Below are 25,759 nucleotides of genomic sequence, written 5' to 3'. Positions count from 1 at the left end.
GGGTGCCCGATGTGCGCCGCGCTCACAGCGCGTGCAAGAATAGTCAGGTTGCCCCGCACTGCGAGGCTACGGTGGCTATAGCTCAGTTGGTAGAGCGCCTGGTTGTGGTCCAGGAGGTCGCCGGTTCAAGCCCGGTTAGCCACCCCAATCATGTTGAGTCTTGACTCCGACGCCTTCGAGGCACTCGTCGTCGCAGAGCTCGACGCCCTCCCCGACGAGATGATCGACGGCCTCGACAACGTCGTGTTCGTCGTCGAGGATCGCCCTGAGGACGGATCCCTCGACCTCCTCGGTCTGTACGACGGCCTCGCCCTGACCGAGCGCGACCGCTACGGCATGGGCGAGCTGCCGGATCGGATCATCGTGTACCGCGAGCCCCACCTCGCCGCCTGCGAGACCCTGGACGAGCTGCGCGACGAGGTCCACACGACGCTCGTGCACGAGATCGGGCACTTCTACGGGATCGACGACGAACGGCTGCACGAGTTGGGGTGGGCGTGATGTCGATCGCGATGCCGGAGACCGGCGAGCGCGTCGCCGAGGAGGCCGCTCTCGACCCGCAGACCCCGTGGCAGACCGTCGTGTGGGACGATCCCGTCAACCTCATGAGCTACGTCGTGCGCGTCTTCCGCGAGTACTTCGGCTTCACGCAGGAGAAGGCGACCGAGCGCATGCTCGCCGTGCACAACGACGGCCTCGCGGTCGTCGCCGAGGGCGCACGCGAGCAGATGGAGCTGCACGCGCAGGCGATGCACGACTACGGCCTCTGGGCCACCGTACGAAGGGCACCGCAGTGACCGACCGCCTCGTCATCCTCACCCTCACCCGCATCGAGGCGACGCACCTGCTCGATCTCGTGACGCAGTTCGCCGAGCTCGTCGGCGAGGACCCGCAGCACGACGATCCCGCCGTCGAGCGGCTCACGCCCCCGGCGTACACCGACGACCCCGATGCGGCGCGGGAGTTCCAGCAGGTGACGCGCGGCGAGCTCCTCGGCCGGCGCGCCCACGACGCCGCGATCGTGCAGCAGGACCTCCAGCGCATCGATCACGCCGAGCTCGACGAGGCGCTCTCGCCCGTCGACGTCTCGATCGAGGGCGAGGAGAAGCTCGAGGCATGGCTGCGCACGCTCGCCGCCGTCCGGCTCGTGCTCGCGAGCCGTCTCGGGATCGACGCGGGCGCCGAGCACGACGACGCGGATCCGCGGTTCGGCCTCTACGAGTGGCTGGGATACCGCCTCGAGGGCCTCATCGAGGCGGCAGAGAGCTGACGATGTCGGCGAGCGACGCGGGGTCCTCGGCCGCGATGTGCTCTCGCTCCTGCTCGGCCCACATGTCCCAGTAGGGCTCGAAGAGCTCGCCGTCGCGGTCGAGCGCGCGCCGCCGGCGCTCAGCGGCGTCGCCGTCCATCCACACCGCGAGGTCGGCGAAGGCCGCGGCGTCGGCGGTGAGCGCACCGCACCCCTCGACGACGAGCGCCGTCCCGGGATCCACGACATGCGCCTCGGGGGTCCACTCCTCGCGCTCCCAGTCCCAGCGGCGGTACTCCCCCGCCAGCCCCTCCGCGTGGGCCCGCAGCAGTCCGGCCGCGATCGGCGACGCGGCCCGCAGCCCGCCCCACCCCGGGTAGAGCTCATCGAGCGACACGAGGCGCGCGCCGCCCGGGAGCGGCCACGCGTCGACGAGGGCGCGGGCCGCCGTGGTCTTCCCCGCGCCGCTGCGCCCGTCGATCACGACGCGGCGAGCCCACGTCTCCCGGACGCGGCGGACGGTCGCGGCCGCCGCGTCGGCCGCCGCGACCGTGCGGGTCGGAGCCGTCAGCGCTTCTTCTTCGCGGTCTTGAGCACGAACCCGAGGGCGCGCCCCGAGACCCACACGAAGGGCGTGAGGACCGCGAGGAGCGTCACGATGTTCGGCGCGAAGCGGAACTCGGATCCGCGGCGCACGTAGGCGCCGACGGGCAGCGAGAACCCGCCGCCGCCACCGCCGCCCGTGCCCGCCTCGTCGGAGCCCCCGCCGAAGCCGCTCCAGGTCGCCGCGACGGGCAGCACCTTCACGCCGTCGAGGTCCTGCTGCTCGCCGTAGGCGGCCGTGACGCCGAGGTTCGCACTGATCTTGCCGAGTTCGATCGCGATGTTGGGCATGGGTCCATGCTAACCGCTCAGTCGCTGTCCTCAGCGGGGCGATCGGACGACGGGAGGTGGGCGCCGCGCGTCTCGGTCGGAAGGAACGCCGCGCGCGTCAGGGCGCCGGCGCCGAACTTCGCCGCCGCGCGGTCGAGGGCGTTCTCGGCCTTCTTCCACTCTCCGTCCTCGTCCCAGAGAGCCAGCGCGGCCGACCCCGCGGGGACGAGGCGCTCGGCGCGCACCCCGATGAGGCGCACGGGCGCCCGCAGCGCGACCCCGTCGAACAGGGTGCGCGCCTCCTGCCCGATCCGCTGGCCGAGCGCGGTCGGCTCGGCCAGCGCCTGGGACCGGGTGATCGTCGCGAAGTCGCTGAAACGCAGCTTGATCGCGACGCCGGATGCCTCGACGCCCGAGCGCCGGAGGCGCACCGCGACGCGGTCGGCCAGGCGCAGGAGCTCGGCGCGCAGCAGTTCGGGATCGGTCACGTCTCGGGGGAAGGTCTCCTCGTGCGAGACGCTCTTCTCGACCCGTTCGGTCTCGACGCCGCGCGCGTCGCGCCCGTGGGCGAGGTCGTGGATCCGCCGCCCCTGGGCCGGGCCGACGATCCGCGCCAGGGCGTCGACCGGCGTCTCACGGACGTCGGCGATGGTCCGGATCCCGCGGTTCCCGAGCGCCTCGGCCGCTTTGGGGCCGACGCCCCACATGGCGCCCACGGGGCGCGGATCGAGGAACTCCTGCGTGCGCGACTCGGGCACGATCACCAGGCCGTCGGGCTTCGAGATCGTCGACGCCATCTTCGCGACGTGCTTCGTCGCGGCGGCGCCGACGCTGCACACGATCCCCGCCTCCGCGCGCACGCGGCGCCGGAGCATGCGCGCGATCTCGCCCGGGCCTCCCCAGAGGCGACGGGCGCCCGACACGTCGAGGAAGGCCTCGTCAATCGAGAGCTGCTCGACGAGGGGCGTGATGCTGCGGAAGATCTCCATCACCTGCTCGGAGACGGCGCGGTAGCGGTCGAAATGCGGCGGCACGATGACGCCCTGGGGGCAGCGCCGGATCGCCTGTGCGATCGGCATCGCCGAGCGCACGCCGAAGCGCCGCGCCTCGTACGACGCGCTCGAGACGACCGACCGGCCGTCGGGATGCGCGATGATGACGGGCCTGCCCGCGAGGGAGGGGTCGTCGAGCACCTCGACCGACGCGTAGAAGGCGTCCATGTCGACGTGCAGCACGACCGCCCCCGTGTCGTCGGCGCCCTCGGGCGACACGAGCCGCCCTGATCCGTCCTGCCTGCCCACCCCTCCATTCTCGCCGAGACCTCCGACACCCGGGCGCGCCCCCGACACCGCCTGTTCAACACGTGTTCATTCCGCTTTCCTAGGTTCGCGGGCGGTGCCCGAGAGGCACCGGATCCCCCACCCCCGAAAGGACCCCGATGTCCCTGGCACCCTTCCGCCGCCGCGCGATCCCCGCCGCCGTGTGCGCCGCGGCGCTCGCCTCCCTGACGTTCGCCGCGCCCGCCGCCGTGGCCGCGACCGACGACGGCCTCCTCGACGACAGCGCGATCGCGCCGCACGAGGGCCGCAACGGCTTCTTCGTCGACGCGTGGGCCACGAACGACTCGAGCGTCGACCCCGCGGAGAACGCCGCGGTCGGCGTGCTCAGCGAGATGTACGACCTCTGGACCCCCGGCAGCGACTGGGACAACGGCACGAAGAAGGCGCCGTCGCTCCTCGACGAGAACATCCAGAAGGTGGTCGACATCACGACGGGCGCGTCCGACGAGACGCAGGAGCGCGCGTACGTCATCGACCGCCGCAACCAGAACTACACCGCGTCGGAGGGTCTCGGCGCGTACTACGACGCCTACGCCGAGGCGGTGGATCTCGGGACGACGATCCCCGACGAGGTTCCGGCCGAGGCCTCCACGACGAAGTTCGAGGACGAGGGGAACGAGAACGGCGCCTGGGCCGACCAGGACGGCGAGCTCGGCTCGACCGTCGCGCTCGTCGAGGCGATCCGCGGCCACGCCGCGAGCTCGAACCCGTCGAAGAACGCGTTCCAGTACCCCCGCCCCTTCCGCTGGACCGACGACGTCGACATGCCCAGCTACGCGCTCCCGCTCAAGAAGGACGTGTCGGAGGCCGCGAGCGACGGCGGCTTCCCCTCGGGCCACACGAGCGCGGGATCCATGGCGGCGAGCGGCCTCGCCTACGCCTTCCCCGAGCAGTACGACGAGCTCATGATGAAGGCGGCCGAGATCGGCACCTCGCGCATCGAGCTCGGTATGCACTCGCCGCTCGACGTCATGGGCGGCCGCATCCTCTCGACCGCCATCACGGCCGGCGCCCTGAGCGACGCCGACCTCGACGACGTCAAGGACGCCGCTCGCGCCGACGCGGCGGCCTGGCTCGCCGAGCAGGACGTCGAGCCCGACGCCGTCGACTACGACGCCGAGCTCGCCGAGTACGAGCAGTACCTCACGATGGGCTTCGAGCAGACGGGCGACGCCGGTGAGGCGATGCGCGTCCCCAAGGGCGCCGAGACCCTCATCGAGACCCGCTACCCCTACCTCTCCGACGAGCAGCGCCGCTGGGTGATCTTCTCGACGGGCCTCGAGTCGGGCTACCCGCTGAACGACGACGCCGAGGGCTGGGGCCGCATCAACCTGCTCGCCGCCGCGAACGGCTACGGCTCGTTCGACACCGACGTCGCCGTCGCGATGGACGCCGCGGACGGCGGCTTCGACGCCGCCGACGAGTGGAAGAACGACATCGCGGGCGCGGGATCCCTGACGCTCTCGGGCACGGGATCGCTCACGCTCTCGGGCGACAACACCTACTCGGGCGGCACGACGCTCGCGGGCGGCGAGATCGTCGCCGCCGCGGCAGGCGCGCTCGGAACCGGGTCGGTCGCGAACGACGCCGGAACCCTCACGGCGCCACAGGCGATCACGGTCGCCGGATACTTCAGCCAGGGCGGCGGCGCCGAGCTGCACCTCGCAGCCGACGCGACGGTCACGGTCGCGGGCGCCGCGGCCCTCGCGGGCGGCCTCGAGCTCGACGCCGTGCCGGCCGACGGGACGGCCCTCGTGAGCGCAGCCTCGATCTCCGGGGCCTTCGACGCCGTGACGGTCGACGGGCAGCCGATCGAGACGCACGTCGCCGACGGCGTGCTGTACGCCGGCGCGGCCGCCGAGGAGCCCGCCGCCACCGCGGAGCCCACCGCCTCGCCGACGGCCGAGCCGACCGAGTCGGCGACCGCCGCCCCCGCGACGACGGCGACGCCCGCAGCGACCGCCGACGCGACCCCGGCCGCGGACGCGGACGCCGAGAAGCTCACCGCCGCGGGCGGAGACGTCGACGGCCGGCTCGTCGCGATCCCCGCGACGGCGATCATCGCGGGCCTCACGGCCCTCGCGATCCGGTTCGTGACGCGCCGCCGGAACCGGGCGTAGCGACACGCGAAGAGGCGGCCGTCACCCTCGGGTGGCGGCCGCCTCTTCGCGTGAGCGACGCGTCAGGCCTGGGCGCGCTCGAGGATCAGCTCGCGCACGCGCGCGGCGTCGGCCTGGCCCTTCATGGCCTTCATGACCGCGCCGATGATCGCGCCGGCGGCCTGCACCTTGCCGCCCTTGATCTTCTCCATGACGTCGGGCTGCGCCGCGAGCGCGTCGTCGATCGCCGCGATGAGCGCGCCGTCGTCCGAGACGACCGCGAGCCCGCGGGCGTCGACGACCTGCTGCGGGTCGCCCTCCCCGGCGATGACGCCCTCGAGGACCTGGCGCGCGAGCTTGTCGGTCAGCGTGCCCGCGTCGACGAGCTGCTGGAGCTGCGCGACGTGCGCCGGGCTCACCATGTCGGCGGGCTCGCGGTCGGCGGCGTTCGCGAGGCGCGTGATCTCGCCCGTCCACCACTTGCGCGCCGACTGCGGCGCCGCGCCGGCCGCGATCGTCTGCTCGACGACGTCGGTCAAGCCGCCGTTCGCGACGTCCTGGAACTCGAGGTCGGTGAAGCCCCACTCGGCCTTGAGGCGCCGGCGCTTCACCGCGGGCGCCTCGGGCAGCTGCGCACGCAGCTCCTCGATGAGCTCCTCGCTCGGCGCGACCGGGAGCAGGTCGGGCTCGGGGAAGTAGCGGTAGTCGTCGGCGTCGCTCTTCGGGCGGCCGGGCGACGTCTCGCCGGTGTCCTCGTGCCAGTGGCGCGTCTCCTGCGTGATCGTGCCGCCGTCGGCGAGGATCGCGGCCTGGCGACGGATCTCGTACCGCACGGCGCGCTCGACCGAGCGCATCGAGTTGACGTTCTTCGTCTCGGTGCGGGTGCCGAGCTTCTCGGCGCCGCGCGGGCGCAGCGAGACGTTGGCGTCGCATCGGACGTTGCCGCGCTCCATGCGCGCCTCGCTGATGCCGAGCGATCGCGCGATGTCGCGGATCGTGCCGAGGTACGCCTTCGCGAGCTCGGGCGCGCGGTGCTCGGCGCCGAAGATCGGGTGCGTGACGATCTCGACGAGCGGGACTCCGGCGCGGTTGTAGTCCACGAGCGAGTGGTCGGCGCCCTGGATGCGGCCCGTGGATCCGCCGACGTGCGTCAGCTTGCCCGCGTCCTCCTCCATGTGCGCGCGCTCGATCGGCACCGTGAAGATCGTGCCGTCCTCGAGCTCGACCTCGACGGATCCCTCGAACGCGATCGGCTCGTCGTACTGGCTGATCTGGTAGTTCTTGCCGAGGTCGGGATAGAAGTAGTTCTTCCGCGCGAAGCGACTCGACGGCGCGATCGAGCAGCCGAGCGCGAGGCCCAGGCTGATCGACTTGCGCACGGCCTCGGCGTTGACGGTCGGCATCGAGCCCGGGAGGCCCAGGTCGACGGGCGAGACGAGCGTGTTGGGGCCCGCGCCCTGGAACTCGTCGTTGGCCGGGTTGCCCGACGCCGAGAACATCTTCGTGCGCGTGTTGAGCTCGACGTGCACCTCGAGCCCGATGACAGGCTCGAAGATCTCGAGCGCCTTGTCGTAGTCCATGAGCGCGGCCATCAGCGCGCACCTCCCTCGAGTGCGGGGGCCCGGTCGAGGAGCGGACCTCCCCATGCGTCGACGAGCAGCGCCTCGAGCGCGGCGCCGACGCGGTACAGGCGCGCGTCCTCGTGGGCGGGCGCGAGGAACTGGATCCCCACCGGGAGCCCGTCGTCGTGCGCGAGGCCCGACGGGATCGAGATGCCGGGGACGCCGGCGAGGTTCGCCGGGATCGTCGTCAGGTCGTTGAGGTACATCGACAGCGGGTCGTCGATCTTCTCGCCGAGGCGGAACGCCGTCGTCGGCGCCGAGGGCGTCGCGATGACGTCGACGCCGGCGAAGGCGCGGGCGAAGTCCTGCTGGATCAGCGTGCGCACCTTCTGGGCCGAGCCGTAGTAGGCGTCGTAGTAGCCCGCCGAGAGCGCATAGGTGCCGAGGATGATGCGGCGCTTGACCTCGGGGCCGAAGCCCGCGTCGCGCGTGACCGACATGACGTCCTCGACCGTTCCGCCCGCGACCTCCGACCGCAGGCCGAAGCGCACGGAGTCGAACTTGGCGAGGTTGCTCGACGCCTCGGCGGGGAGGATCAGGTAGTACGCGGCGACGGCGTACTCGAAGTTCGGCGCGCTGATCTCGACGATCTCCGCGCCCGCGGCCTCGAGGGTCGCGAGAGCGTCGCGGAACGAGCGGGCGACGCCGGGCTGGAAGCCGTCGTCGGGGAGCTCCTTCACGACTCCGACGCGGAGGCCGCGCAGGACCTCGCCCGACGCCCCCTCGCGCGCCGCGGCCGCGAACGAGGGCCACTCGGTCGTGAGGCTCGTCGCGTCGTGCGGGTCGTGCCCGCCGATGACGTCGTGGAGGAGCCCCGCGTCGAGGACCGTGCGCGTGACGGGGCCGACCTGGTCGAGGCTCGACGCCAGGGCGATCGCGCCGTAGCGGCTCACCCCGCCGTAGGTCGGCTTCACGCCGACGGTTCCCGTGACGTGCGCGGGCTGGCGGATCGAACCGCCCGTGTCGGAGCCCAGCGCGAGGGGAGCCTCGAAGGCCGCGACCGCCGCGGCCGAGCCGCCGCCCGATCCGCCGGGGATCCGGTCGAGATCCCAGGGGTTGTGGGTGGGGCCGTACGCCGAGTGCTCGGTCGACGAGCCCATCGCGAACTCGTCCATGTTGGTCTTGCCGAGCGGCACGAGGCCCGCGGCGCGAGCACGCGCGACGACCGTCGCGTCGTACGGCGACATGTAGCCCTCGAGGATCTTCGACGCCGACGTCGACGGCATGTCGGTCGTCACGAGGACGTCCTTGACCGCGAGCGGGACGCCCGCGAGCTCGGGGAGGTCCTCGCCCGCGAGGCGACGCGCGTCGATGTCGCGCGCGGTCTCGACGGCGTGGTCGCTCACGTGCAGGAACGCGTGGACGTCGCCGTCGACCTGCGCGATGCGGTCGAGGTGCGCCTGCGTCGCCTCGGCACTCGAGACGTCGCCGGAGCGCAGCTTCTCGGCCAGCTCGGCCGCTGTCAGGCGGATGATGTCGCCCATCACTGCTCCTCCCCCAGGATCGCCGTCACGCGGAACCGGTCGCTGTCAGCGTCGGGCGCGTTCTGCAGAGCCTGCTCGAGCGTGAGCATCTGCCCCGGCTCGTCGGGCCGGAAGACGTTCTGCAGGGGGATCGGGTGGCTCGTCGCAGCGACATCGGACGTCGCGACCTCGCTCACCTTGGCGATGTTCGACACGATCGCGTCGAGCTCGCCGGTGAGGCTGGTCACCTCGTCGTCCGAGAGCTGGATCCGAGCGAGCACACCGAGATGACGCACGAGATCGGGGGTGATTTCAGACACCTCCCCAGTCTAGGCGGGCTGCGACTCAGGGCAGTGCAGGACCCCGTCGACCTCGACGTGCTCGCGCTTGACGTGGCCGCACCGCGAGCAGGGCGGGCCGTCGACGGGCGCGTACGGCCCGACGGTCGGCGGGCCCGCGTAGCGGATCAGCCGGGAGTTGACGTACTGATAGAGGCCGCCGGCCTCGCGGATCCGTTCGCTCAGGGGCTTCTTCTGTGCCATAACAATTAGTGTACTCACTATTCGTGGTGACAGAATGGATCCATGACAGATCCCCGTGATGACCTTCTGCGGCTCGACAACCAGCTCTGCTTCGCGATCGTCACGGCCGCGCGCAACGTCGTCTCGATCTACCGGCCGGTCCTCGAACCGCTCGGTCTGACGCACCCGCAGTACCTCGTCATGCTCGCGCTCTGGGAGGATTCGCCCCGCTCGCTCCGCGAGCTCGCCGACGCGCTCGCGCTCGAGCCCGCGACTGCGTCGCCTCTCATCAAGCGGCTCGAGGCGCAGGGGCTCGTGACCCGCGCTCGCCGTGCAGGCGACGAGCGCCGCCTCGACATCTCGCTCACCGACGAGGGCGCGGCGCTACGCGAGCGCGCCCTCGACGTGCCCGGCCAGGTCATGGAGAGGACGGGGCTCGCCCCCGACGAGATCGCCCGCGTGCGCGACTCCCTCGCGGCGTTCGCCGGCGGGGCTTGATCAGCCGACCCGCTCGAGCAGCAGCTGCTTGACCTGCCGGCGCATGACCTTGCCGATCATCGACTTCGGCAGCTCGTCGACGACGACGAGGCGGCGCGGCGCCTTGTAGGGCGTCAGGACGCGCTTGACGAAGGCGCGCACCTCCTCGGGATCGAATTCGGGCGTGCCGTCGAGCACGACCGCCGCGACGACCTCCTCGCCCTTCTCCCCCGGCAGGCCGACGACCGCGGCGTCCTCGATCGCGGGGTGCTGGCGCAGCGCGATCTCGACCTCGGTCGGGGCGACGTTGAAGCCGCCCGTGATGATGAGCTCCTTGATGCGGTCGACGACCGTGAAGAATCCGTTCTCGTCCATCTCGACGACGTCGCCCGTGCGGAACCAGTCGCCCGAGAACACCGCCTCGGTCTCCTCGGGCTTGCCGTAGTAGCCGCCGAAGACCTGCGGACCGCGCACCCACAGCTCGCCCGGCGCGCCCTGCGCAACGTCGGAACCCGTCTCGGGGTCGACGACGCGGCACTCGGTTCCGGGCAGCGGCAGCCCGATCGAGCCCGCCTTGCGGTTGGGCGCCACGGGGTTCACGATCAAGACGGGCGAGCACTCGCTGAGGCCGTAGCCCTCGACGAGATAGCCGCCCGTCTCGGCCTCCCACGGTCCGACGAGGGCCTCGGCATCGAGCGCCATGGCGCCCGAGACCCCGACCTGCGTGCCGGCGAGGGAGACGCCCTTCTCCTGCGCGCGCGCCAGCAGGCGCTGGGCGATCGGCGGGACGGCGGGGAGCACCGTCGCGGGGCGCTTCTTCGTGACCGCGAGGACCATGTCGGGGTCGAACTTCGGGAAGAGGACGAGCCGGGCGCCCTGCGACATCGCGAACGTCAGGCACAGCGTGAGCCCGTAGGCGTGGAACATCGGGAGCACCGCGTAGACGACGTTGCCGGGGCCGCGCTGGATGTCGGGCAGCCAGGAGCGCGCCTGCGCCGCGTTCGCGAGCAGGTTGCGATGCGTCAGCGCCGCCCCCTTGGGATCGCCCGTCGTGCCGCTCGTGTACTGGATGATCGCGATGTCATCGGTCGCGGGCCCGGGGACGTCGCGGTCGAGCGGAGCGGATCCGACGACCTCCTCCCAGCTCACGGCGCCGCGCACGCGCTCGGTGAGCTGCGCGCGCTGGCGCCGGAGCGCGGGGATCGGGAGCCGCAGCGCGGCGCGCATGTACCCGGGCATGCCCGTCGTCACGTCGACCGAGACGAGCGTCGACACGGCGAGGTCGGCGGGGAACTCCTGCACCGTCTTCGCGACCTTGCTCCAGACGATCGCGTGCTTCGCCCCGTGGTCCTCGAACTGCTTGCGCAGCTCGCGCGGCGTGTAGAGCGGGTTGTGCTCGACGACGATCGCCCCGAGCCGCAGCACGGCGTAGAAGGCCACGATGTGCTGCGAGCTGTTGGGGAGGATCAGCGCGACCGGATCGCCCTCGCGCACACCGAGCCGGCGCAGGCCGTTCGCAGCCCGCTCGATCGCGTCGGCCAGCTTGCGGTAGCTCGTCTCGCGGCCGAAGAACTGCAGCGCGGTCGCGTCGGGGAAGTCGGCGGCCGAGCGCGCCACGAGATCCATGAGGGATCCCGTCTGCGGTTCGAGGTCGACCGGGACGCCCTGTGCGTAGGAGGCGGTCCAGGGGCGCGGCGGATCGAACGCGGTGCTCACGCGCCGATCCTACGACGCCGAGGCGTCTTCGCCGTGGATCCCCTCGAGGACGATCGCGCCCGTGCGGGTGAACTCGTCCTGGATCTCGCGGTCGTCGACCGTGTCGGGCCGGTGCGTCGCGAGGCTCACGACGACCGCGGCCACGAGGCCGATCACGAAGCCCGGCAGCAGCTCGTAGAGCCCCGTGCCGAAGATCGGCCAGATGAAGACCGTCGCGGATCCGAGCACCATGCCCGCGATCGCGCCCCAGTTCGTGAGACGTCGCCAGAACAGCGAGAGCAGGATCAGGGGCCCGAACCCGGCGCCGAAGCCGGCCCAGGCGAAGCTCACGAGCTCGAGGATCGAGCTGTTCTGATCGAGGGACAGCAGGATCGCGACGACCGAGATCACGAGCACGCCGAGGCGGCCGAGCCAGACGCCGGCCTTCGGCGACGGCTTCTTCTTGAAGATCACGATCCCGATGTCGTCGATGAGGGCGGACGACGACACGATGAGCTGGCTCGAGATCGTCGACATGATCGCCGCGACGACCGCCGCGAGCACGAGACCCGCGATGAACGGGTGGAACAGCAACTGCGCCATCTCGAGCACGACAGTCTCGGCCGTCACGTCGTCGAGCTCGATGCCGTTGAGGCTCAGGTACGCAATACCGAGGAATCCGGACACGATCGTGCCGAGGAGCGACAGGACCATCCAGCCCATGCCGATGCGGCGGGCCGTCTTCGCCTCGCGCGCGTTGCGCAGCGCCATGAAGCGCACGATGATGTGCGGCTGGCCGAAGTAGCCGAGGCCCCACGCGAGCGCCGAGACGATCACGATCACGGTCGAGAACGAGAAGTCGTCGCCGAAGAACGAGAGCTGCCCCGGCGTCATGTGCGACTCGAACGCCGCCGTCGCGGAGTCGCCCGCGTTGAGGACCGCGATGAAAGCCAGGATCGGCACGCCGATGAGGGCGAGCATCATGAGGACGCCCTGCACGAAGTCGGTGTACGAGGCGCCGAGGAACCCGCCGAACAGCGAGTAGAGCACCGTGACGCCGCCGATCACGAGCATGCCGGTGAGGTAGTCGCCGCCGAAGGAGCTGACGAAGAACTTGCCGCCGGCGACCATGCCGCTCGACACGTACAGGGTGAAGAACACGAGGATCACGACGCCCGCGACGATGCGCAGGAGGTGCGTGCGGTCGTGCGTGCGGTTCTCGAGGAAGATCGGGACCGTGACCGAGTCGTTCGCGACCTCGGTGTAGGCGCGCAGGCGCGGGGCGACGAGCCGCCAGTTGAGGTAGGCGCCGATCGTCAGCCCGATCGCCATCCACGCCTCGATGAGGCCCGAGAGGTAGATCGCGCCGGGCAGGCCCATCATGAGCCACCCCGACATGTCGGAGGCGCCCGCGCTGAGCGCGGCCACGGCTGGCGGCAGGTCGCGGCCGCCCAGCATGTAGTCGTCGTGGTTCTTCGTCCTGCGGAACCCGTAGTACCCGATCGCGATCATCGCGACCAGATAGACGCCGAGGGCGATCAGGTAAACCGTCGTGGCGGGCATGGTGGAGCCTCCTCTTCCGGGAATTCAGCGGCTCACGATACGGACCCGTTCAGCGGGATTCCAGGCGACACGTGGGAAACGCACAGATCCGGTTTCGCCCCCGATCAGCCTTCGGGCTCCGGATCGGGGAGCGCGGCCGGCCCCTGCTCGACCAGGATCCGGAACAGCGCGGCGTCGAGGACGCGGATGCCGAGCTCTTCGGCCTTCGCGAGCTTCGAGCCAGCCCCTGGCCCCGCGGCGACGTAGTCGGTCTTCTTCGAGACGCTGCCCGCGGCCTTGCCTCCCGCCTGGATAATCGCCTCCTTGGCGCCGTCGCGCGTGTATCCGTCGAGCGTGCCCGTCGCGACGACCGTCAGGCCCTCGAGGACTCCGCCGCCCGAGACGGCGGCGCCGGGGCCAGGGTGCCCGGGGATCGCGAACGACACGCCCGCGGCCGCCCAGCTCTCGACGATCGCGCGATGCCAGTCGACCTCGAACCACGCGAGGAGCGACTCGGCGATGATGGGGCCGACGCCGTCGACGGCCGCGAGGTCGTCGACCGAGGCCTCGCGGATCGCGGCGAGCGCGCCGAAGTGCTGCGCGAGGGCGCGCGCGGCGACGGGGCCGACGTGGCGGACGTTGAGCGAGACGATCTGCCTCCAGAGGTCCTTCGTCTTCGCCTTCTCGAGCTCGTCGAGGAGCGTGCGCGCCTGCGACGACACGATCTCGAGGGCGTCGCCGTCGAAGGGTCCGTCGGGATCGAACGCGGGGTCGGCGTCGCGCCCCGTGAGACGGCGCCTGCGGCGGAACGGGCGGCGCACCGACACGACGCCGTCGGCGTTCTCGCGGGGCTGCCCCGTCTCGGGATCCTTCACGACGACGTCGATCGGGAAGAGGTCGCGGAGCGTGAGGTCGAACAGGCCGGCCTCGGTGCGGAGCGGCGGCTCCGACGGGACGTCGGGCTGCGTGAGCGCCGCCGCCGTCACCTCTCCGAGCGCCTCGACGTCGAGAGCTCCGCGCGAGCCGATGTGCTCGACGCGGCCGCGGACCTGCGCGGGGCAGTCCTCGCCGTTGGGGCAGCGGAGGTCGATGTCGCCCTCCTTCATCGCCCGCAGGGGCGTGCCGCACTCGGGGCACGCCTCGGGCATCACGAACGCGCGCTCGGTGCCGTCGCGCAGCTCGACGACGGGCCCGAGCACCTCGGGGATCACGTCTCCCGCCTTGCGCAGCACGACCATGTCGCCGATCAGGACGCTCTTCTGCTCGACGACCTCGCGGTTGTGCAGCGTCGCCCGCGAGACGACGCTTCCCGCGACGAGCTTGGGCTCCATGACGGCGTACGGGGTCGCGCGGCCCGTGCGGCCGACGCCGACCTGGATGTCGAGGAGCCGCGTCTGCACCTCCTCAGGCGGGTACTTGTAGGCGATCGCCCACCGCGGGGCCCGGCTCGTCGCGCCGAGCTCGTCGTGGAGCGCGAGCTCGTCGACCTTCACGACGATGCCGTCGAGCTCGTGCTCGACCGAGTGGCGGTTCTCGCCGTAGCGCTCGACGTAGCCGAGCACGTCGTCGATGCCGTCGAACACCGCGAAGTGCGGGCTCGTCGGCAGGCCCCAGCCCTTCAGCAGCGCGTACACGTCGCTCTGCGCCGCGACGGGCGGATCGGGCCACGCGCCGATGCCGTGCACGTAGAGCCGCAACGACGCGAGCCGCGCGACCCCGGCCTCGAGCTCGAGGCCGTCCTTTTTGTCGAGCTGCTGGCGCAGGCCGCCCGACGCCGCGTTGCGGGGGTTCGCGAACGCCGGGAACCGGCGCTCGGCGGCGGAACGCGCCCGCTCCTCGTCGAAGGCGCGCTTCGTCGCGCTGCGCACGGCGTCGTGCTTCGCACGCGACTCGGCGTACGCGCGCTCGCGCAGCGACGCCTGCAGGGCGTTGAGCTCCTCGAACTCGCGCACGGGGATGAACACCTCGCCCCGTACCTCGACGATCGCGGGGTGCCCCTCGCCGCCCAGCTTCTCGGGGATCCCCGCGACGCGCAGCGCGTTGCCCGTGACGATCTCGCCGACCCGTCCGTCGCCGCGCGTCGCGGCCGACGTCAGGACCCCGTCCTCGTAGCGCAGATTGATCGCGAGACCGTCGATCTTGAGCTCGGTGAGCCAGCGGACGGGCCGCCCCGCCGCCTCCGCGGCGCGGACGCACCACGCGCGGAGCTCGTCCGGAGAGAACACGTTGTCGAGGCTCAGCATGCGCTCGGCGTGCTCGATCGTGTCGAGCCCCGTCGACGCCGCGGCCCCGACCGTCTGGGTCGGCGAGTCCTGCCCGCGGAGGACGGGGAACGCCGCCTCGAGCGCCTCGAGGCGATGCATCCACCCGTCGTACGTCTCGTCGTCGACGAGCGACGCGTCGCCGCCGTAGTAGGCGTCGCGCGCGGATTCGATGCGCGAGACGAGATCCTGCGCCTCGGTGCGGGCGTCGTCGAGGGAAGAGGGTGCGTCGGTCACAGGTCGATTCTAGATTTCGACCCCCGACACGCGAAGGTCAGGCAGCGACGGGGACGGCGCTCTCGGCCCGGTCGATCGTGCACTGCCCGAGCACGCGCGTGCCGACGTACACGACGGCGGTCTGCCCCGTCGCGACCCCGACGATCGGCTCGTCCGGCACGACGACGAGCTCGCCGTCCTCGACGTGCGCGATCGCCGGCACGGGCTCGCCGTGGGCGCGGATCTGCACCTCGCACGCGAACGGCGTCGCGGGGTCCTCGGGCGCGGCTCCCGCCCAGGAGTAGCGGGATCCCGCCAGCTCCCGCACCGCGAGGGCCTCCTTCGGCCCGACGACGACGGTGTTCGACACGGGCCGCACCTCGAGGACGAAGCGGGGCTTGCCGTCGGGCGCAGGCACGCCGAGCCGCAGGCCCTTGCGCTGGCCGACCGTGAACGCGTGCGCCCCGTCGTGCGATCCGATCACGGCGCCCCCGCGGTCGACGATGTCGCCGGGCTCGGCGCCGACCTTCTCGGCGAGGTAGCCGCGCGTGTCGCCGTCGGGGATGAAGCAGATGTCGTAGCTGTCGGGCTTCTGCGCGACCGTGAACCCGCGCTCGGCCGCCTCGGCGCGCACGAGGTCCTTCGACGGCGTGTCGCCGAGCGGGAAGTAGGTGTGCGCGAGCTGCTCGGCCGTGAGCACGCCGAGCACGTACGACTGGTCCTTCGCCTCCTCGCTCGCGCGGTGGAGCTCGAGCCCGCCCGGACCGTCGACGAGCGAGGCGTAGTGGCCCGTCGCGACGGCGTCGAAGCCGAGCTCGATCGCGCGCTCGAGGAGAGCCGCGAACTTGATCCGCTCGTTGCACCGCATGCAGGGGTTGGGGGTGCGACCCGCGCGGTACTCGCTCACGAAGTCGTCGATCACGTCGTCGCGGAAGCGCTCCGAGAAGTCCCACACGTAGAACGGGATCCCGAGCCGGTCCGCGACGCGGCGCGCGTCCATCGCGTCCTCGATCGTGCAGCAGCCGCGGCTGCCCGTGCGGAGCGTGCCGCCCGCCCGCGAGAGCGCCAGGTGGACGCCCACGACCTCGTGACCCGCTTCGACGGCGCGGGCCGCCGCCACGGCGGAATCGACACCGCCGCTCATCGCCGCCAGAACTCGCATGATCCCAGGGTATGCGGGTCAGCTGGTGAGGCGGCGGTACGCGTCCAGGATCGCGGCGGCCGCGGCGTCGACGTCGCCCGCCGTCGTCGTGCGCCCGAGCGACACCCGGAGCACCTGCCGCGCCGCGGCCTCGCCGAGCCCCATGGCCCGGACGACGTGCGACGCCTCGGTGATCCCGGCCTGGCACGCCGACCCCGTCGACGCCGCGACGCCCGCCATGTCGAGGAGGTAGAGGACCGACTCCCCCGCGGCGCCGGGCAGGAGGAGATGCGCGGTCCCCGCGAGCCGGTGCTCGGCGTCGCCGAGCGCCCGGATCCGCGGCTCGGCCGCCAGCGCCGCGAGGAGCCGCGCGCGCAGGGCGCCGAGCCGCGCGTTCTCGGCCTCGCGCTCGCGCTCGGCGAGCTCGAGCGCCGTCGCGAGGGCCGCGGCGCCCGCGACGTCCTGCGTTCCCGAGCGCAGCGAGCGCTGCTGCCCTCCCCCGTGCAGGAGGGGCGCGAGCGCGGCGTGCCGGGACACGACGAGCGCCCCGGTCCCGACGGGCGCCCCGACCTTGTGACCCGAGACGCTGAGCGCGACGAGCCCCGCGGATCCCGCGGCCCCGCCGCGCCAGGCGCGGAAGCGCACGGGCTCGTGTCCGAGGGCCGCGACGGCGTCGACGTGCATCGGGACGCCCGCCGACGCGGCCGCACCCGCGAGCGCCGCGACGTCCTGCACCGTGCCGACCTCGTTGTTCGCCGCGATGGCCGTCGCGACCGCGACGTCGGGTCCGAGCGCCGCCGCGAACGCCGCGGGCTCGATGTGGGCCGTGCCCGTGATCGCGACGGGGCGCACCTCGGCGCCCTCGGCCGACCGCAGCCACTCGACCGCGTCGAGGGTCGCGTGGTGCTCGCCGTCCGGCAGCACGATCGTCGTGCGGCCGGCGCCACGCGCCCACCAGAGCCCCTTGAGGGCGAGGTTGGCCGACTCGGTGCCGCCCGAGGTGAAGACGACCTCGAGGGGATCGCAGTCGAGCACGGCCGCGGCCCGCTCGCGGGCGTCCTCGAGGGCGCGCCTCGCCCGCTGACCCGCCGCGTGCACCGACGAGGCGTTCCCCGTCGCCTGCGCCTCGAGCCACGCGTCGCGCACCTCGTCGCGCAAGGGCGTCGTCGCGGCGTGGTCGAGGTAGATCACGTCAGAACAGAAGGCTCGTGAGGCGTCCCCGGGCCGCGATCACCCGCGCGTCGCCCGCGCCCACGACCCCGAAGAGCTCGACGAGGCGATCCCGCACGGGGCCGCGCTCGTCGGAGGGCAGCGCCGCGAACAGGTCGAGGAGGCGCGAGAACGCGTCGTCGACGTGCCCGCCCACGACGTCGAGGTCGGCGACGGCGAGCTGCTCGGCGACGCCCTGCGGCGCCTCGGCGGCCGCGCGGCGCGCCTGCTGCAGGTCGGCGCCCGCCGTGCGCTGGAGGAGCCGCACCTGCCCGAGGCCCGCCTCCGCGTCTGCGTCGCGGGGGTTCTCCTTGAGCGCCTTCTCGTACGCCGCGACGGCGGCCGCGTAGTCGCCGCGCTGGATCGCGTCGTAGGCCTCCTGGTGCAGCGGCGGAAGCGGCGGCTCGGCCGGCTCCTCCTGCGCGCTCCCGGAGGGCGGCGTGACGGATCCCGTGATCCCCTGCTGCTGCGCGATCTGCAGCAGCTGGTCGAAGACCTCGCGGATCTGCTCCTCGGGGACGACCTCGTTGAACATCGGCACGGGGCGCCCTCCGATGAGGGCGACGATCATGGGGATCGACTGCAGCTGGAAGGCCTGCGCGATCTGCGGGTTCTCGTCGACGTCGACGCGGGCCAGGACGATGCGGCCCTCGTACGAGCGCACGACCTTCTCGATGAGGGGGCTCAGCTCGGCCGCGACGCCGCTGCGCGGGGACCACAGGTCCATCACGACGGGGATCTGCTGCGAGAGCTGCATGATCTGCGGGAACGTCGCGTCGGACACCGTCGTGACGAGGTCGGGCGCGCCGGCGGGCGCGTCGCCGCCCGCGGCCGGCTGCTGCGCCGCGGCGGGGCGGTTGCGCAGGGAGGAGAGGTCGACGGCACCGCGCAGCGCGGCGCCCAGCGAGGGATCGGACATCGATCACCTTTCGGTTCTGTCGGGAAGGGGCGTTGCCGCCCTCTATTCTCCCTCAGCCTCGGGCAGCAGCTCCGAACCCGTGAGGGCGTACTGATAGCCGAGGATCCGGATCGGCTCGTCGGACGACTTCGCCGGGACGTAGAAGAAGAGCTCGCTCTCGTAGCTCGTCGTGAGCCCCGTCGCGGTCTCGGTCTCGTCGACGAAGTGCTGGATCTGCGGAGCGTCGGGGATGAGGATGAACGCGTCCTCGTTGGTGGGACGCGCCGTCTCGGAGTCGGTCAGCGATACCGCGACGATCGCGCCGCTGTCGAAGGTCGCGAGCGACACGGGGTCGCTGTCGCCCGGGCCTTGGTCGAAGGTCATCTCGGCCGTGCCCTCGCCCGTCTCGTTGAAGTTCGCGAGGGTCGTGTCGCGCTTGTCCTGGAGCGCCGTGCGGAACGTGTCGTCGTCGAGGTCGAAGAGCGGCGCGTAGCTGCTGTCCTCGCCGTTGGCGATGATGTCGGCGTATGCCGCCGCGAGGTCCTGCGGGGCGATCTGCAGGAACGACGAGTCGGGGGTCACGAGCGCGGCGCCGAGCCAGGCCGGTGCGAGCTCGGGGAGCTCGACGTTCGCGCCGATGTTCGCGACGTAGGTCGCCTTGTACTCGGCCCACGGGTCGGCCTGCTGCATCGTGAGGATCGTGGGGCTCTGGTCGCCGTCGGAGTCGCCGACGACGACGAGCGCGGTGCGGGGCCAGCCGTCGTTCGCCTGCGGGAGCAGGACGCTGACGGGGCCGTCGGGGAACGTCGTCGGGGCGGCGTAGTCGGTGACGTCGGCCCGGATCCCGTAGGTCGCGGTGCGCAGCGCGAGGGCGGCGCCGTCCATGCGCTGCGAGGCGAGGTCGGCGTCGTTGTCCTGGTCGGCCTGCGCGATCGTGTCGGCCATGCTCGCGACGATCCGCGCGGCCTGCGCGTCGGTGATCGCGGGGGTCTCCTGATCGGCCTGCGCATCGCTCGTCGGGGTGGGGGTCGGCGAGGGGGTGCTCGAGAAGTCGGGCCACGCGCTCGGCGAGCAGCCCGCGAGCAGCGCGCCCGTCGCGAGGAGCGCGGGGATCCCCGCGAGCGCGCGACGGCGCGCGGGCACGGCGATGCGCTTCGCGGTCGGCTCGGCGTCGCCCTCGGCCGCGGCGATCTCCTTCTTCGAGATCGGGGCGGTCGGAGGCAGCTTCGGCCCCTTGCGGCGCGGGCCGCGGCGCCGGCGCAGGCCGATGAAGCCCGCGATCCAGAAGACGAGGCCGACGAGGAGCGCGAGCGCGCCGAGCGCGATGAGGGGGCCCGCCCACGGCGTCGTGACGTCGACGTCCCAGGTGAGGCTCAGATCCGCGGGAGCCGCGGCACTGCCGTCGGTCGCGAGGAGGACGCTCATGCCGTCGGGAAGCGAGAAGTTCTGCTCGAGGGAGCCGTCGCCCGTGTCCTCGCTGACCCAGAGATCGGATCCGCGCGGGTCGTTCGTCGCGCGGTCGCCCTCGAAGTCGCCCGTCGGATCGACGACCTCCACGTCGACGCTCGGCTGACCGTCTTCGGATCCGCCCGCGGTCGCGTGGTTGTACGAGACGTCCGAGAGCCATGCCTCGATGTCGGAGGTGCGCCCGACCGCCGCGACGATCTCGCCGTCGGCGCCCGACGCGGAGAACTGCTGCTGGCCCGGGTTCTCCGAGAAGACGTCGGCGTCGATCACGGTGTACGGAAGAGACGCGTCGGCGGGGGCGATCTCGCTCGTCAGCGTCTCGGGGCCCTTGAGCACCGTCAGCTGCGCAACGCCCGCCCCGATCAGAACCACGGCCGCCAGGAACGACACGACCGCCCATACGAATCGCACGAAACAACTCTCCTCGTTCACGCGCCGGAACGGAACAGCCCGGCGCCACGGACGCTCCACCCTAGCGGCGTGACCTGGGAGAAGCGGCTCCGGCCGGTACGCTCGGCTGAGACCCGTTCGAGCCCCAGGAGACGCATGAAGATCCACAACCCGTTCCGCCTCGGCTTCATCGCCGCGCTCGGCGTCGGGCTCGCGATCATGCTCCTGCAGGGCGTGCAGACGCTCTCGAGCGTGCTCCTCTACGTCGGAACGGCGCTGTTCATCTCGCTGGGCCTCGATCCCGTCGTGTCGTGGTTCGAGCGCCGGGGCCTCCCCCGCTGGGCGGCCGTCCTGATCTCGATCGTCGGCGTGCTCGGCGCCTTCGCCGCGATCCTCGTGATCGTCCTGCCGACCGTGATCGACCAGATCTCGCAGCTCGTCCGGCGCATCACCTACCTCCTCAACCGCTCGTCCTGGCAGAACGACATCGAGGCGTGGGTCGAGCAGACCTTCCCGAACCTCGACTTCCCCGTCGTGATCCAGGCGATCAACGACTGGCTGACGAGCAACATCTTCTCGATCTCCGAGAGCGTCGTGAACATCACCGTGAGCGTCGCGAACGGGCTGTTCGGCGGCCTCATCATCCTGATCCTCACGATCTACCTCACGGCGTCGACGCCCGCGCTGAAGTCGGCGATCTACCAGGTCGTCCCCGCGTCCAAGCGCGACGGCTTCGTGAACATCGCCGAGCAGATCACCGACTCCGTCGGCTACTACGTCATGGGCCAGGTGACGCTCGCCGCGATCAACGGCATCCTCAGCGCGGTGTTCCTCACGATCATCGGGGCGCCGTTCCCGATGGTGCTCGCCGTCGTCGCCTTCATCGGATCGATGATCCCCCTCGTCGGCACGATCACGGGATCCGCGATCATCGTCCTCCTGTGCCTGCTGCCCGACGTGGGATCGACGACGACCGCGATCATCGCCGCGGCCTGGTACCTCGTGTACATGCAGATCGAGGCGTACGTGCTCAACCCGCGCATCATGAGCCGGGCCGTCTCGGTGCCGGGCGGCGTCGTCGTCGTCGCGGCACTGTCGGGCGGCGCGCTCCTCGGGCTCCTGGGCGCGCTCATCGCGATCCCCGTCGCCGCGAGCGTCCTGATCATCTACCGCCAGGTGCTCATCCCGCGCATGAACGCGCGCTGACGGCCGTCAGGCGTCGGGCCATTCCCCGGGCAGAGGAAGCGCCGACGGGTTCACGGCGCGCACGATCTCGGTGAGCGCGCGGAGCGCCTGCTTCTCGCCGACCCAGAGGTGCTTCGCGCCCGAGACGGCGACGAGCTCCGCCTGCGGGACGACGGCGAAGCGCTCGGCGGCCTCGGCGGGACGGAGGTAGTCGTCGAACTCGGGGACGAGGACGAGCATCGGCCGGGGGTCACCCGCCCAGGCCGCGAGCTCCTCGGCGGTCGTGCGATGCAGGGGCGGCGAGAGCAGGATCGTGCCGCGCGTGTCGAAGCCGCGACCGTACTTCAGGGCGAGCTCCGTCCCGAAGGACCAGCCGAGGATCCACGGATCCGGCAGTCCCCGCTCCGCGACGAAGCGCATCGCGGCCTCGACGTCGGCGCGCTCGCCGACGCCCTCCTCGAACGCGCCGTCGCTCGTGCCGCGCGGCGACGAGGTGCCGCGCGTGTTGAACCGCAGCACCGCGACGTCGGCGAGCGCGGGAAGGCGCGCGGCGGCCTTCCGGATCACGTGCGAGTCCATGAAGCCGCCCGCCGTCGGCAGGGGGTGCAGCGTCACGAGCGTCGCGACGGGCTCGCGACCCTCGGGGAGGGCGAGCTCCCCCACGAGCGTCAGCCCGTCGTCGGTCGTGAGCTCGATGTCCTCGCGCCGCGCGGGCAGCACGGCGGCTCCGCGGATCTCCATGACGGCCTCCCTCAGGCGATCTGCCAGCAGTGCGTGTGCCAGTGGCGGCGCGCGTCGAGGTCGGCGCGGGCGCCCATGACGCCGTCCTCGCGCCATGTCACGACGTGTGCGACGCCGGGCTCGATCGCGCGCCCGCACCCGGGGCACGAATAGGTCTTCTCGGATCGGCCGGGCCCGATGGGCTGCACCGTCCACTCCCCGCCGCGGCGCGTCTCGGTGCGGCGGAAGCCGGAGAGCAGCCGCTCGAAGGACTCGTCGGATCGGCGCGGCTCGGGCCGCCTCCTACGCGATCTCGCCATGCGAGTCGCGGGTCACCACCAGTGGTTGGAGGTCCAGAACGCGTACGCCGCGGCCCAGCTGCCGTAGCGGCCCACGGCGTAGCCGTTGCCCCACTGCAGGTTCGCGACCGGGTCGTATCCGCCGCCCGCGACCTTGCTGCACGGAAGCGCCTGCACGAGGCCGCACGCGCCGGACGACGCGTTCGTCGCGTTGGGGTTCCAGCCGCTCTCCTGGCTCACGATGTAGTCGACGTAGCCCCAGTCGGACTCAGCGATGCCCGCGGCGGCCATCCAGTCGGACGGCGCCCCGCCGCCCGTGTACTGCACGGGGGCGTAGGGGGCGGGGAGCGCGTCGGACGACGAGTCGTCCGTCGCCGTCGCGTCGTCGGTCGTCTCGCCGGACACGGCGGCGACCTCCGCCTCCTGCGTGGGAGTCGGGGTCGGGGTCGGGGTGCGCAGCTCGGCCGAGTACGTGACGGTCGCGAGCGCGCCGAGCGTGCCGCCCTTCTCGGTCGCCGCGAAGACCTGGGCCTCGTCGGACGCCGAGGCGTAGGCCGAGAGCGCCTGATCCTGGCTCGCCTGAGCCGGTTCCTGGGATCCGAGAACCGGGAGGACCGAGGCCGCGACGATGCCGAGCACGGCGGCTCCCCCGACGACGGCGGCGACCACGCGCTTCGTCGCACTGTGCCCGTGCGGCGCGGACGCCTGGCGGCGCTTCGCGACATCGGCACGGGTCGTGCGGCGGACCGATGCGACGACGGAGCGCTCGATCGCGCGCGCCTCGCGACGGGTCATGGGCCGGTTCTCGGGGGATTCGGGAGTCACAGTGCGGCCCACTCTACCCGAGTGTTACCCGACCGTGACAATCCCCCCGCGGGCGTGTCCGCGAGATACGCGCCCTGGGTCACCGGACGGCGAGGATCACCTGGACGACGGCGTCGAGCGCCGCGTCCACCTGCTCCTCGCGATAGCCCCCGCGCTGCGGCCGGAAGGCGGCGCGGCGGACCTGGTCGACCGTGATCGGATCCCCCGTCGCGAAGTAGCGCGCGATGCGCGCCGCGACGGCGTCGACCTCGGCCACCGAGTAGCCCGACGAGAACGGGCCGACGCGCGCGAATCGCTGGCGCTCGGGGCGGCTCATGCGCGCGAGCAGCACCTGCGCGTCGTCGCGGGCGCCGTCGACCCAGGCCGACGCGCCGGCGCTGTCGATCGCCGCGTCGCGCTCGCGCCGCGCGAAGGCGTCCTCGAGCCGGGCCAGCGCCTGATCGACGACCGCGATCTCGTACCCGCCGCGGACGAGCGGGAACGAGGCGGTGCGGACGTCGGCGCTCGTCACCTCGGCCGAGCGGCTCTGGAACGTCTCCCGCGCCGAGGCGAGGAAGGCGTCCACCGCCTCGGGATCGTATCCCCGCTTTCCGCCGGTGAGGCGGACGAAGGGGGTCTCGGCGGGAGCGGTTCGGGTGTCGGTCATGATGCGAGGGGCCCCAGGAAGAAGAACAGGACGAGCGCCACGGCGGCGGACGGGAGGATGCTGTCGAGCCGGTCGAGGATCCCGCCGTGGCCCGGAAGGATCGAGCTCATGTCCTTGACGCCGAGGTCGCGCTTGATCATCGACTCGCCGAGGTCGCCGAGGGTCGCGGCGCCGACGAGGACGACGCCGAAGACGATCCCGGACCACCACGGCAGGCCGAGGAGGAAGATCGCCACGAGGACACCGGCGACGGCGCCCATCGCGAGGGCCCCGTAGAAGCCCTCCCACGTCTTCCCGGGGCTGATCGACGGCGCGAGCTTGTGGCGCCCGCCGCGGCCGAAGAGGAGGCCCGAGGCGTAGGCGCTCGTGTCGGAGACGACCACGACGATGAGGAAGCCGAGCACCCACCACTCGCCGCCGTCGCCGCGCGCCAGCATGAGCGCCGCGCTCGCGAGCAGCGGGATGTAGATCGGAACGAAGCAGCCGACGACGATGTCGCTGAAGATCGACGCGTAGACGCGGCCGTCGCGCGCCATCATCTGGCTCAGCACCCGCCACACGATGATGAGGGCGAGGGCGAAGAACAGCGCCGTCCACACGACGGGCATCGCGAACCAGTAGGCCGCGATCATGATCGCGGCCGTGCCGATGAGCTGGGGCGCGAGGTCGATCCGGCGCCCACGCGCGCGCAGCGCCGCCGAGAGCTCGACGACGGCCGCGCCCGCGATGATCACGGCGGCGATGACGAAGACGACCTTCGCGAACAGCAGCGCGGCGAGCAGGCCGAGGCCCGCGACGACGCCGACGCCGATCGCGGCGAAGAGATCGCGACCCGTGCGCTTCTTGATGCGCTCGTTGGTCGCCTCGAACTGGTCGCGCGCGTGCTCGACCTTCTGCTCGAGCTGGTCGCGCGCCTGCTGCGCGCGCTGCTCGAGGTCGCCGCGGGCGCCGCTCACGCGGTCGTGCAGCGACACGTGAGCCGGGCGCGCCGGATCGGCGGCCGGATCCTCCGGCACCGGACCCTCTGCGGACTCGGCGGTCATCATCAGACCTCGAGGAGCTCGGCTTCCTTGACCTTCAGCGCGTCGTCGATCGCGTCGACGTGCTTCTTCGTCAGGGCGTCGAGGTCCTTCTCGCCGCGGGCGATCTCGTCCTCGCCGATCTCGTCCTTCAGCGCGTCGAGGTCGTCCTTCGACTGACGGCGGATCCCGCGGACGCGGACCTTGCCGTCCTCGCCCTTCGCGCGCACGATCTTGACGTACTCCTTGCGGCGCTCCTCGGTGAGCTCGGGCATCGTGATCCGCACGACCGTGCCGTCGTTCGTCGGGTTCGCCCCGAGGTTCGGCATGTCGCGGATCGCGTCCTCGATCGCCTTGAGAGCCGACTTGTCGTAGGGCGTCACGACGATCGTGCGGGCCTCGGGGTTCTGCATCGAGGCGAGCTGCTGCAGCGGCGTGGGCGTGCCGTAGTAGTCGACCATGATGCGCTGGAACATCTGCGGGTTGGCGCGGCCCGTGCGCACGGTCGCGAAGTCCTCCTTCGCGGCCTCCACGGCTCGGTCCATGCGGCTCGTGGCATCGGCCAGAACGTCGGCGATCACGGTGACTCCATTCGTCGGTGT

Annotated in this window: 26 protein-coding genes and 1 tRNA gene; 7 read left to right on the top strand and 20 right to left on the bottom strand. The window is 72.1% G+C overall.

Features of this window, described 5'->3' with window-relative positions; all coding sequences use genetic code 11:
* Window positions 1-71 precede the first annotated feature (71 nt).
* From H576_RS0103355 to H576_RS0103340, 4 genes are all read left to right on the top strand, one after another.
* Window positions 72-147: transfer RNA gene (locus H576_RS0103355), tRNA-His, on the top strand.
* A 3-nt stretch (window positions 148-150) separates the two neighbouring features.
* Window positions 151-501 (top strand): metallopeptidase family protein, encoded by a 351-nt coding sequence (locus tag H576_RS0103350; RefSeq protein WP_029149761.1) that lies wholly within the window; start codon window positions 151-153, stop codon window positions 499-501.
* Complete coding sequence (gene clpS, locus H576_RS0103345) at window positions 492-797, top strand: ATP-dependent Clp protease adapter ClpS (RefSeq protein ID WP_029149760.1); 306 nt, start codon at window positions 492-494, stop codon at window positions 795-797. The genes H576_RS0103350 and clpS overlap by 10 nt, the downstream gene beginning before the upstream one ends.
* Window positions 794-1,270, top strand: a complete 477-nt coding sequence (locus tag H576_RS0103340; RefSeq protein ID WP_029149759.1) for a DUF2017 family protein — start codon at window positions 794-796, stop codon at window positions 1,268-1,270. The genes clpS and H576_RS0103340 overlap by 4 nt, the downstream gene beginning before the upstream one ends.
* Here the strand turns inward: H576_RS0103340 and H576_RS0103335 are convergent.
* The 3 genes from H576_RS0103335 to dinB are packed head-to-tail and all read right to left on the bottom strand — an operon-like array spanning window position 1,248 to window position 3,423.
* Window positions 1,248-1,820, bottom strand: coding sequence for a nucleoside/nucleotide kinase family protein (locus H576_RS0103335; protein ID WP_029149758.1), 573 nt, complete (start codon window positions 1,818-1,820; stop codon window positions 1,248-1,250). The genes H576_RS0103340 and H576_RS0103335 overlap by 23 nt on opposite strands.
* A complete protein-coding gene (locus H576_RS0103330) occupies window positions 1,817-2,143 on the bottom strand; it encodes a hypothetical protein (protein WP_029149757.1) in 327 nt (108 codons plus the stop codon). Before H576_RS0103330 ends, H576_RS0103335 begins: the two co-directional genes overlap by 4 nt.
* A gap of 17 nt (window positions 2,144-2,160) precedes the next feature.
* Window positions 2,161-3,423, bottom strand: a complete 1,263-nt coding sequence (gene dinB, locus H576_RS0103325; protein ID WP_029149756.1) for a DNA polymerase IV — start codon at window positions 3,421-3,423, stop codon at window positions 2,161-2,163.
* A 137-nt stretch (window positions 3,424-3,560) separates the two neighbouring features.
* Here dinB and H576_RS14145 point away from each other — a divergent pair, with 137 nt between their 5' ends.
* Complete coding sequence (locus H576_RS14145; protein WP_051172100.1) at window positions 3,561-5,582, top strand: acid phosphatase; 2,022 nt, start codon at window positions 3,561-3,563, stop codon at window positions 5,580-5,582.
* A 62-nt stretch (window positions 5,583-5,644) separates the two neighbouring features.
* Here the strand turns inward: H576_RS14145 and gatB are convergent, their stop codons facing one another.
* Genes gatB through H576_RS0103300 form a run of 4 tightly spaced genes read right to left on the bottom strand, consistent with a single transcriptional unit; the run spans window position 5,645 to window position 9,188 of the window.
* On the bottom strand, window positions 5,645-7,153 hold the full coding sequence (gene gatB / locus H576_RS0103315; RefSeq protein ID WP_029149755.1) for an Asp-tRNA(Asn)/Glu-tRNA(Gln) amidotransferase subunit GatB: 1,509 nt from the start codon (window positions 7,151-7,153) through the stop codon (window positions 5,645-5,647).
* Complete coding sequence (gene gatA / locus H576_RS0103310) at window positions 7,153-8,667, bottom strand: Asp-tRNA(Asn)/Glu-tRNA(Gln) amidotransferase subunit GatA (protein ID WP_029149754.1); 1,515 nt, start codon at window positions 8,665-8,667, stop codon at window positions 7,153-7,155. The genes gatB and gatA overlap by 1 nt, the downstream gene beginning before the upstream one ends.
* Complete coding sequence (gene gatC / locus H576_RS0103305) at window positions 8,667-8,966, bottom strand: Asp-tRNA(Asn)/Glu-tRNA(Gln) amidotransferase subunit GatC (RefSeq protein WP_029149753.1); 300 nt, start codon at window positions 8,964-8,966, stop codon at window positions 8,667-8,669. The genes gatA and gatC overlap by 1 nt, the downstream gene beginning before the upstream one ends.
* A 9-nt stretch (window positions 8,967-8,975) precedes the next feature.
* Complete coding sequence (locus H576_RS0103300) at window positions 8,976-9,188, bottom strand: hypothetical protein (protein ID WP_029149752.1); 213 nt, start codon at window positions 9,186-9,188, stop codon at window positions 8,976-8,978.
* A gap of 42 nt (window positions 9,189-9,230) precedes the next feature.
* On the opposite strand from H576_RS0103300, the gene H576_RS0103295 reads away from it, so the two are divergent.
* On the top strand, window positions 9,231-9,665 hold the full coding sequence (locus H576_RS0103295; RefSeq protein ID WP_029149751.1) for a MarR family winged helix-turn-helix transcriptional regulator: 435 nt from the start codon (window positions 9,231-9,233) through the stop codon (window positions 9,663-9,665).
* Here the strand turns inward: H576_RS0103295 and H576_RS0103290 are convergent, their stop codons facing one another.
* From H576_RS0103290 to H576_RS0103260, 7 genes are all read right to left on the bottom strand, one after another.
* Window positions 9,666-11,360: a long-chain-fatty-acid--CoA ligase gene (locus H576_RS0103290; RefSeq protein ID WP_029149750.1), complete on the bottom strand. Its 1,695-nt coding sequence runs from the start codon at window positions 11,358-11,360 to the stop codon at window positions 9,666-9,668. It abuts the gene before it with no gap.
* A gap of 9 nt (window positions 11,361-11,369) precedes the next feature.
* Window positions 11,370-12,902 carry a sodium/proline symporter PutP gene (putP, locus tag H576_RS0103285; RefSeq protein ID WP_029149749.1) on the bottom strand — a complete coding sequence of 511 codons (1,533 nt, stop codon included), beginning with the start codon at window positions 12,900-12,902 and terminating at the stop codon, window positions 11,370-11,372.
* Window positions 12,903-13,006: 104 nt separating this feature from the next.
* Window positions 13,007-15,379: an NAD-dependent DNA ligase LigA gene (gene ligA, locus H576_RS0103280; protein WP_029149748.1), complete on the bottom strand. Its 2,373-nt coding sequence runs from the start codon at window positions 15,377-15,379 to the stop codon at window positions 13,007-13,009.
* Window positions 15,380-15,416: 37 nt separating this feature from the next.
* Entirely contained in the window at window positions 15,417-16,520 is a 1,104-nt protein-coding gene (gene mnmA, locus H576_RS0103275) for a tRNA 2-thiouridine(34) synthase MnmA (protein WP_084502408.1), read from the bottom strand.
* 18 nt (window positions 16,521-16,538) lie between these two features.
* The gene (locus H576_RS0103270) at window positions 16,539-17,690 is read right to left on the bottom strand and encodes a cysteine desulfurase family protein (protein ID WP_029149746.1); all 1,152 of its coding nucleotides are present in this window, start codon (window positions 17,688-17,690) and stop codon (window positions 16,539-16,541) included.
* 1 nt (window position 17,691) lies between these two features.
* The gene (locus H576_RS0103265; RefSeq protein WP_029149745.1) at window positions 17,692-18,627 is read right to left on the bottom strand and encodes a tetratricopeptide repeat protein; all 936 of its coding nucleotides are present in this window, start codon (window positions 18,625-18,627) and stop codon (window positions 17,692-17,694) included.
* A gap of 42 nt (window positions 18,628-18,669) precedes the next feature.
* Complete coding sequence (locus H576_RS0103260; RefSeq protein ID WP_156888116.1) at window positions 18,670-20,484, bottom strand: DUF8094 domain-containing protein; 1,815 nt, start codon at window positions 20,482-20,484, stop codon at window positions 18,670-18,672.
* 135 nt (window positions 20,485-20,619) lie between these two features.
* On the opposite strand from H576_RS0103260, the gene H576_RS0103255 reads away from it, so the two are divergent.
* Window positions 20,620-21,669, top strand: coding sequence for an AI-2E family transporter (locus H576_RS0103255; protein ID WP_029149743.1), 1,050 nt, complete (start codon window positions 20,620-20,622; stop codon window positions 21,667-21,669).
* Window positions 21,670-21,675: 6 nt separating this feature from the next.
* Here the strand turns inward: H576_RS0103255 and H576_RS0103250 are convergent, their stop codons facing one another.
* The 6 genes from H576_RS0103250 to frr form a co-directional block, all read right to left on the bottom strand.
* A complete protein-coding gene (locus H576_RS0103250) occupies window positions 21,676-22,389 on the bottom strand; it encodes an alpha/beta hydrolase (protein WP_029149742.1) in 714 nt (237 codons plus the stop codon).
* Between the two features lie 11 nt (window positions 22,390-22,400).
* Window positions 22,401-22,688, bottom strand: a complete 288-nt coding sequence (locus H576_RS0103245; protein ID WP_029149741.1) for a hypothetical protein — start codon at window positions 22,686-22,688, stop codon at window positions 22,401-22,403.
* A gap of 12 nt (window positions 22,689-22,700) precedes the next feature.
* The gene (locus H576_RS16265; protein ID WP_245559101.1) at window positions 22,701-23,492 is read right to left on the bottom strand and encodes an aggregation-promoting factor C-terminal-like domain-containing protein; all 792 of its coding nucleotides are present in this window, start codon (window positions 23,490-23,492) and stop codon (window positions 22,701-22,703) included.
* Window positions 23,493-23,571: 79 nt separating this feature from the next.
* A complete protein-coding gene (locus tag H576_RS0103230) occupies window positions 23,572-24,138 on the bottom strand; it encodes a DivIVA domain-containing protein (RefSeq protein ID WP_029149740.1) in 567 nt (188 codons plus the stop codon).
* Window positions 24,135-25,181 carry a phosphatidate cytidylyltransferase gene (locus H576_RS0103225; protein WP_029149739.1) on the bottom strand — a complete coding sequence of 349 codons (1,047 nt, stop codon included), beginning with the start codon at window positions 25,179-25,181 and terminating at the stop codon, window positions 24,135-24,137. The genes H576_RS0103230 and H576_RS0103225 overlap by 4 nt, the downstream gene beginning before the upstream one ends.
* A gap of 2 nt (window positions 25,182-25,183) precedes the next feature.
* Window positions 25,184-25,738, bottom strand: a complete 555-nt coding sequence (frr, locus tag H576_RS0103220; RefSeq protein WP_029149738.1) for a ribosome recycling factor — start codon at window positions 25,736-25,738, stop codon at window positions 25,184-25,186.
* Window positions 25,739-25,759: the final 21 nt, after the last annotated feature.

Source organism: Microbacterium indicum DSM 19969 (assembly GCF_000422385.1).
Lineage (GTDB): Bacteria > Actinomycetota > Actinomycetes > Actinomycetales > Microbacteriaceae > Microbacterium > Microbacterium indicum.
Note: the sequence above shows the minus strand (reverse complement) of the source record. Positions and strands in the feature narration are given on the sequence as shown.

Bases quoted from the DNA above. Each gene is read 5' to 3' on its own strand.
- H576_RS0103230 (WP_029149740.1), bottom strand. From the start codon at position 24,138: ATGACCGACACCCGAACCGCTCCCGCCGAGACCCCCTTCGTCCGCCTC.
- H576_RS0103250 (WP_029149742.1), bottom strand. From the start codon at position 22,389: ATGGAGATCCGCGGAGCCGCCGTGCTGCCCGCGCGGCGCGAGGACATC.
- H576_RS0103245 (WP_029149741.1), bottom strand. From the start codon at position 22,688: ATGGCGAGATCGCGTAGGAGGCGGCCCGAGCCGCGCCGATCCGACGAG.
- H576_RS0103225 (WP_029149739.1), bottom strand. From the start codon at position 25,181: ATGACCGCCGAGTCCGCAGAGGGTCCGGTGCCGGAGGATCCGGCCGCC.
- gatA (WP_029149754.1), bottom strand. From the start codon at position 8,667: ATGGGCGACATCATCCGCCTGACAGCGGCCGAGCTGGCCGAGAAGCTG.
- H576_RS0103295 (WP_029149751.1), top strand. From the start codon at position 9,231: ATGACAGATCCCCGTGATGACCTTCTGCGGCTCGACAACCAGCTCTGC.
- H576_RS14145 (WP_051172100.1), top strand. From the start codon at position 3,561: ATGTCCCTGGCACCCTTCCGCCGCCGCGCGATCCCCGCCGCCGTGTGC.
- H576_RS0103255 (WP_029149743.1), top strand. From the start codon at position 20,620: ATGAAGATCCACAACCCGTTCCGCCTCGGCTTCATCGCCGCGCTCGGC.
- gatB (WP_029149755.1), bottom strand. From the start codon at position 7,153: ATGGCCGCGCTCATGGACTACGACAAGGCGCTCGAGATCTTCGAGCCT.
- H576_RS0103350 (WP_029149761.1), top strand. From the start codon at position 151: ATGTTGAGTCTTGACTCCGACGCCTTCGAGGCACTCGTCGTCGCAGAG.
- H576_RS0103330 (WP_029149757.1), bottom strand. From the start codon at position 2,143: ATGCCCAACATCGCGATCGAACTCGGCAAGATCAGTGCGAACCTCGGC.
- H576_RS0103300 (WP_029149752.1), bottom strand. From the start codon at position 9,188: ATGGCACAGAAGAAGCCCCTGAGCGAACGGATCCGCGAGGCCGGCGGC.
- H576_RS0103265 (WP_029149745.1), bottom strand. From the start codon at position 18,627: ATGTCCGATCCCTCGCTGGGCGCCGCGCTGCGCGGTGCCGTCGACCTC.
- mnmA (WP_084502408.1), bottom strand. From the start codon at position 16,520: ATGCGAGTTCTGGCGGCGATGAGCGGCGGTGTCGATTCCGCCGTGGCG.
- putP (WP_029149749.1), bottom strand. From the start codon at position 12,902: ATGCCCGCCACGACGGTTTACCTGATCGCCCTCGGCGTCTATCTGGTC.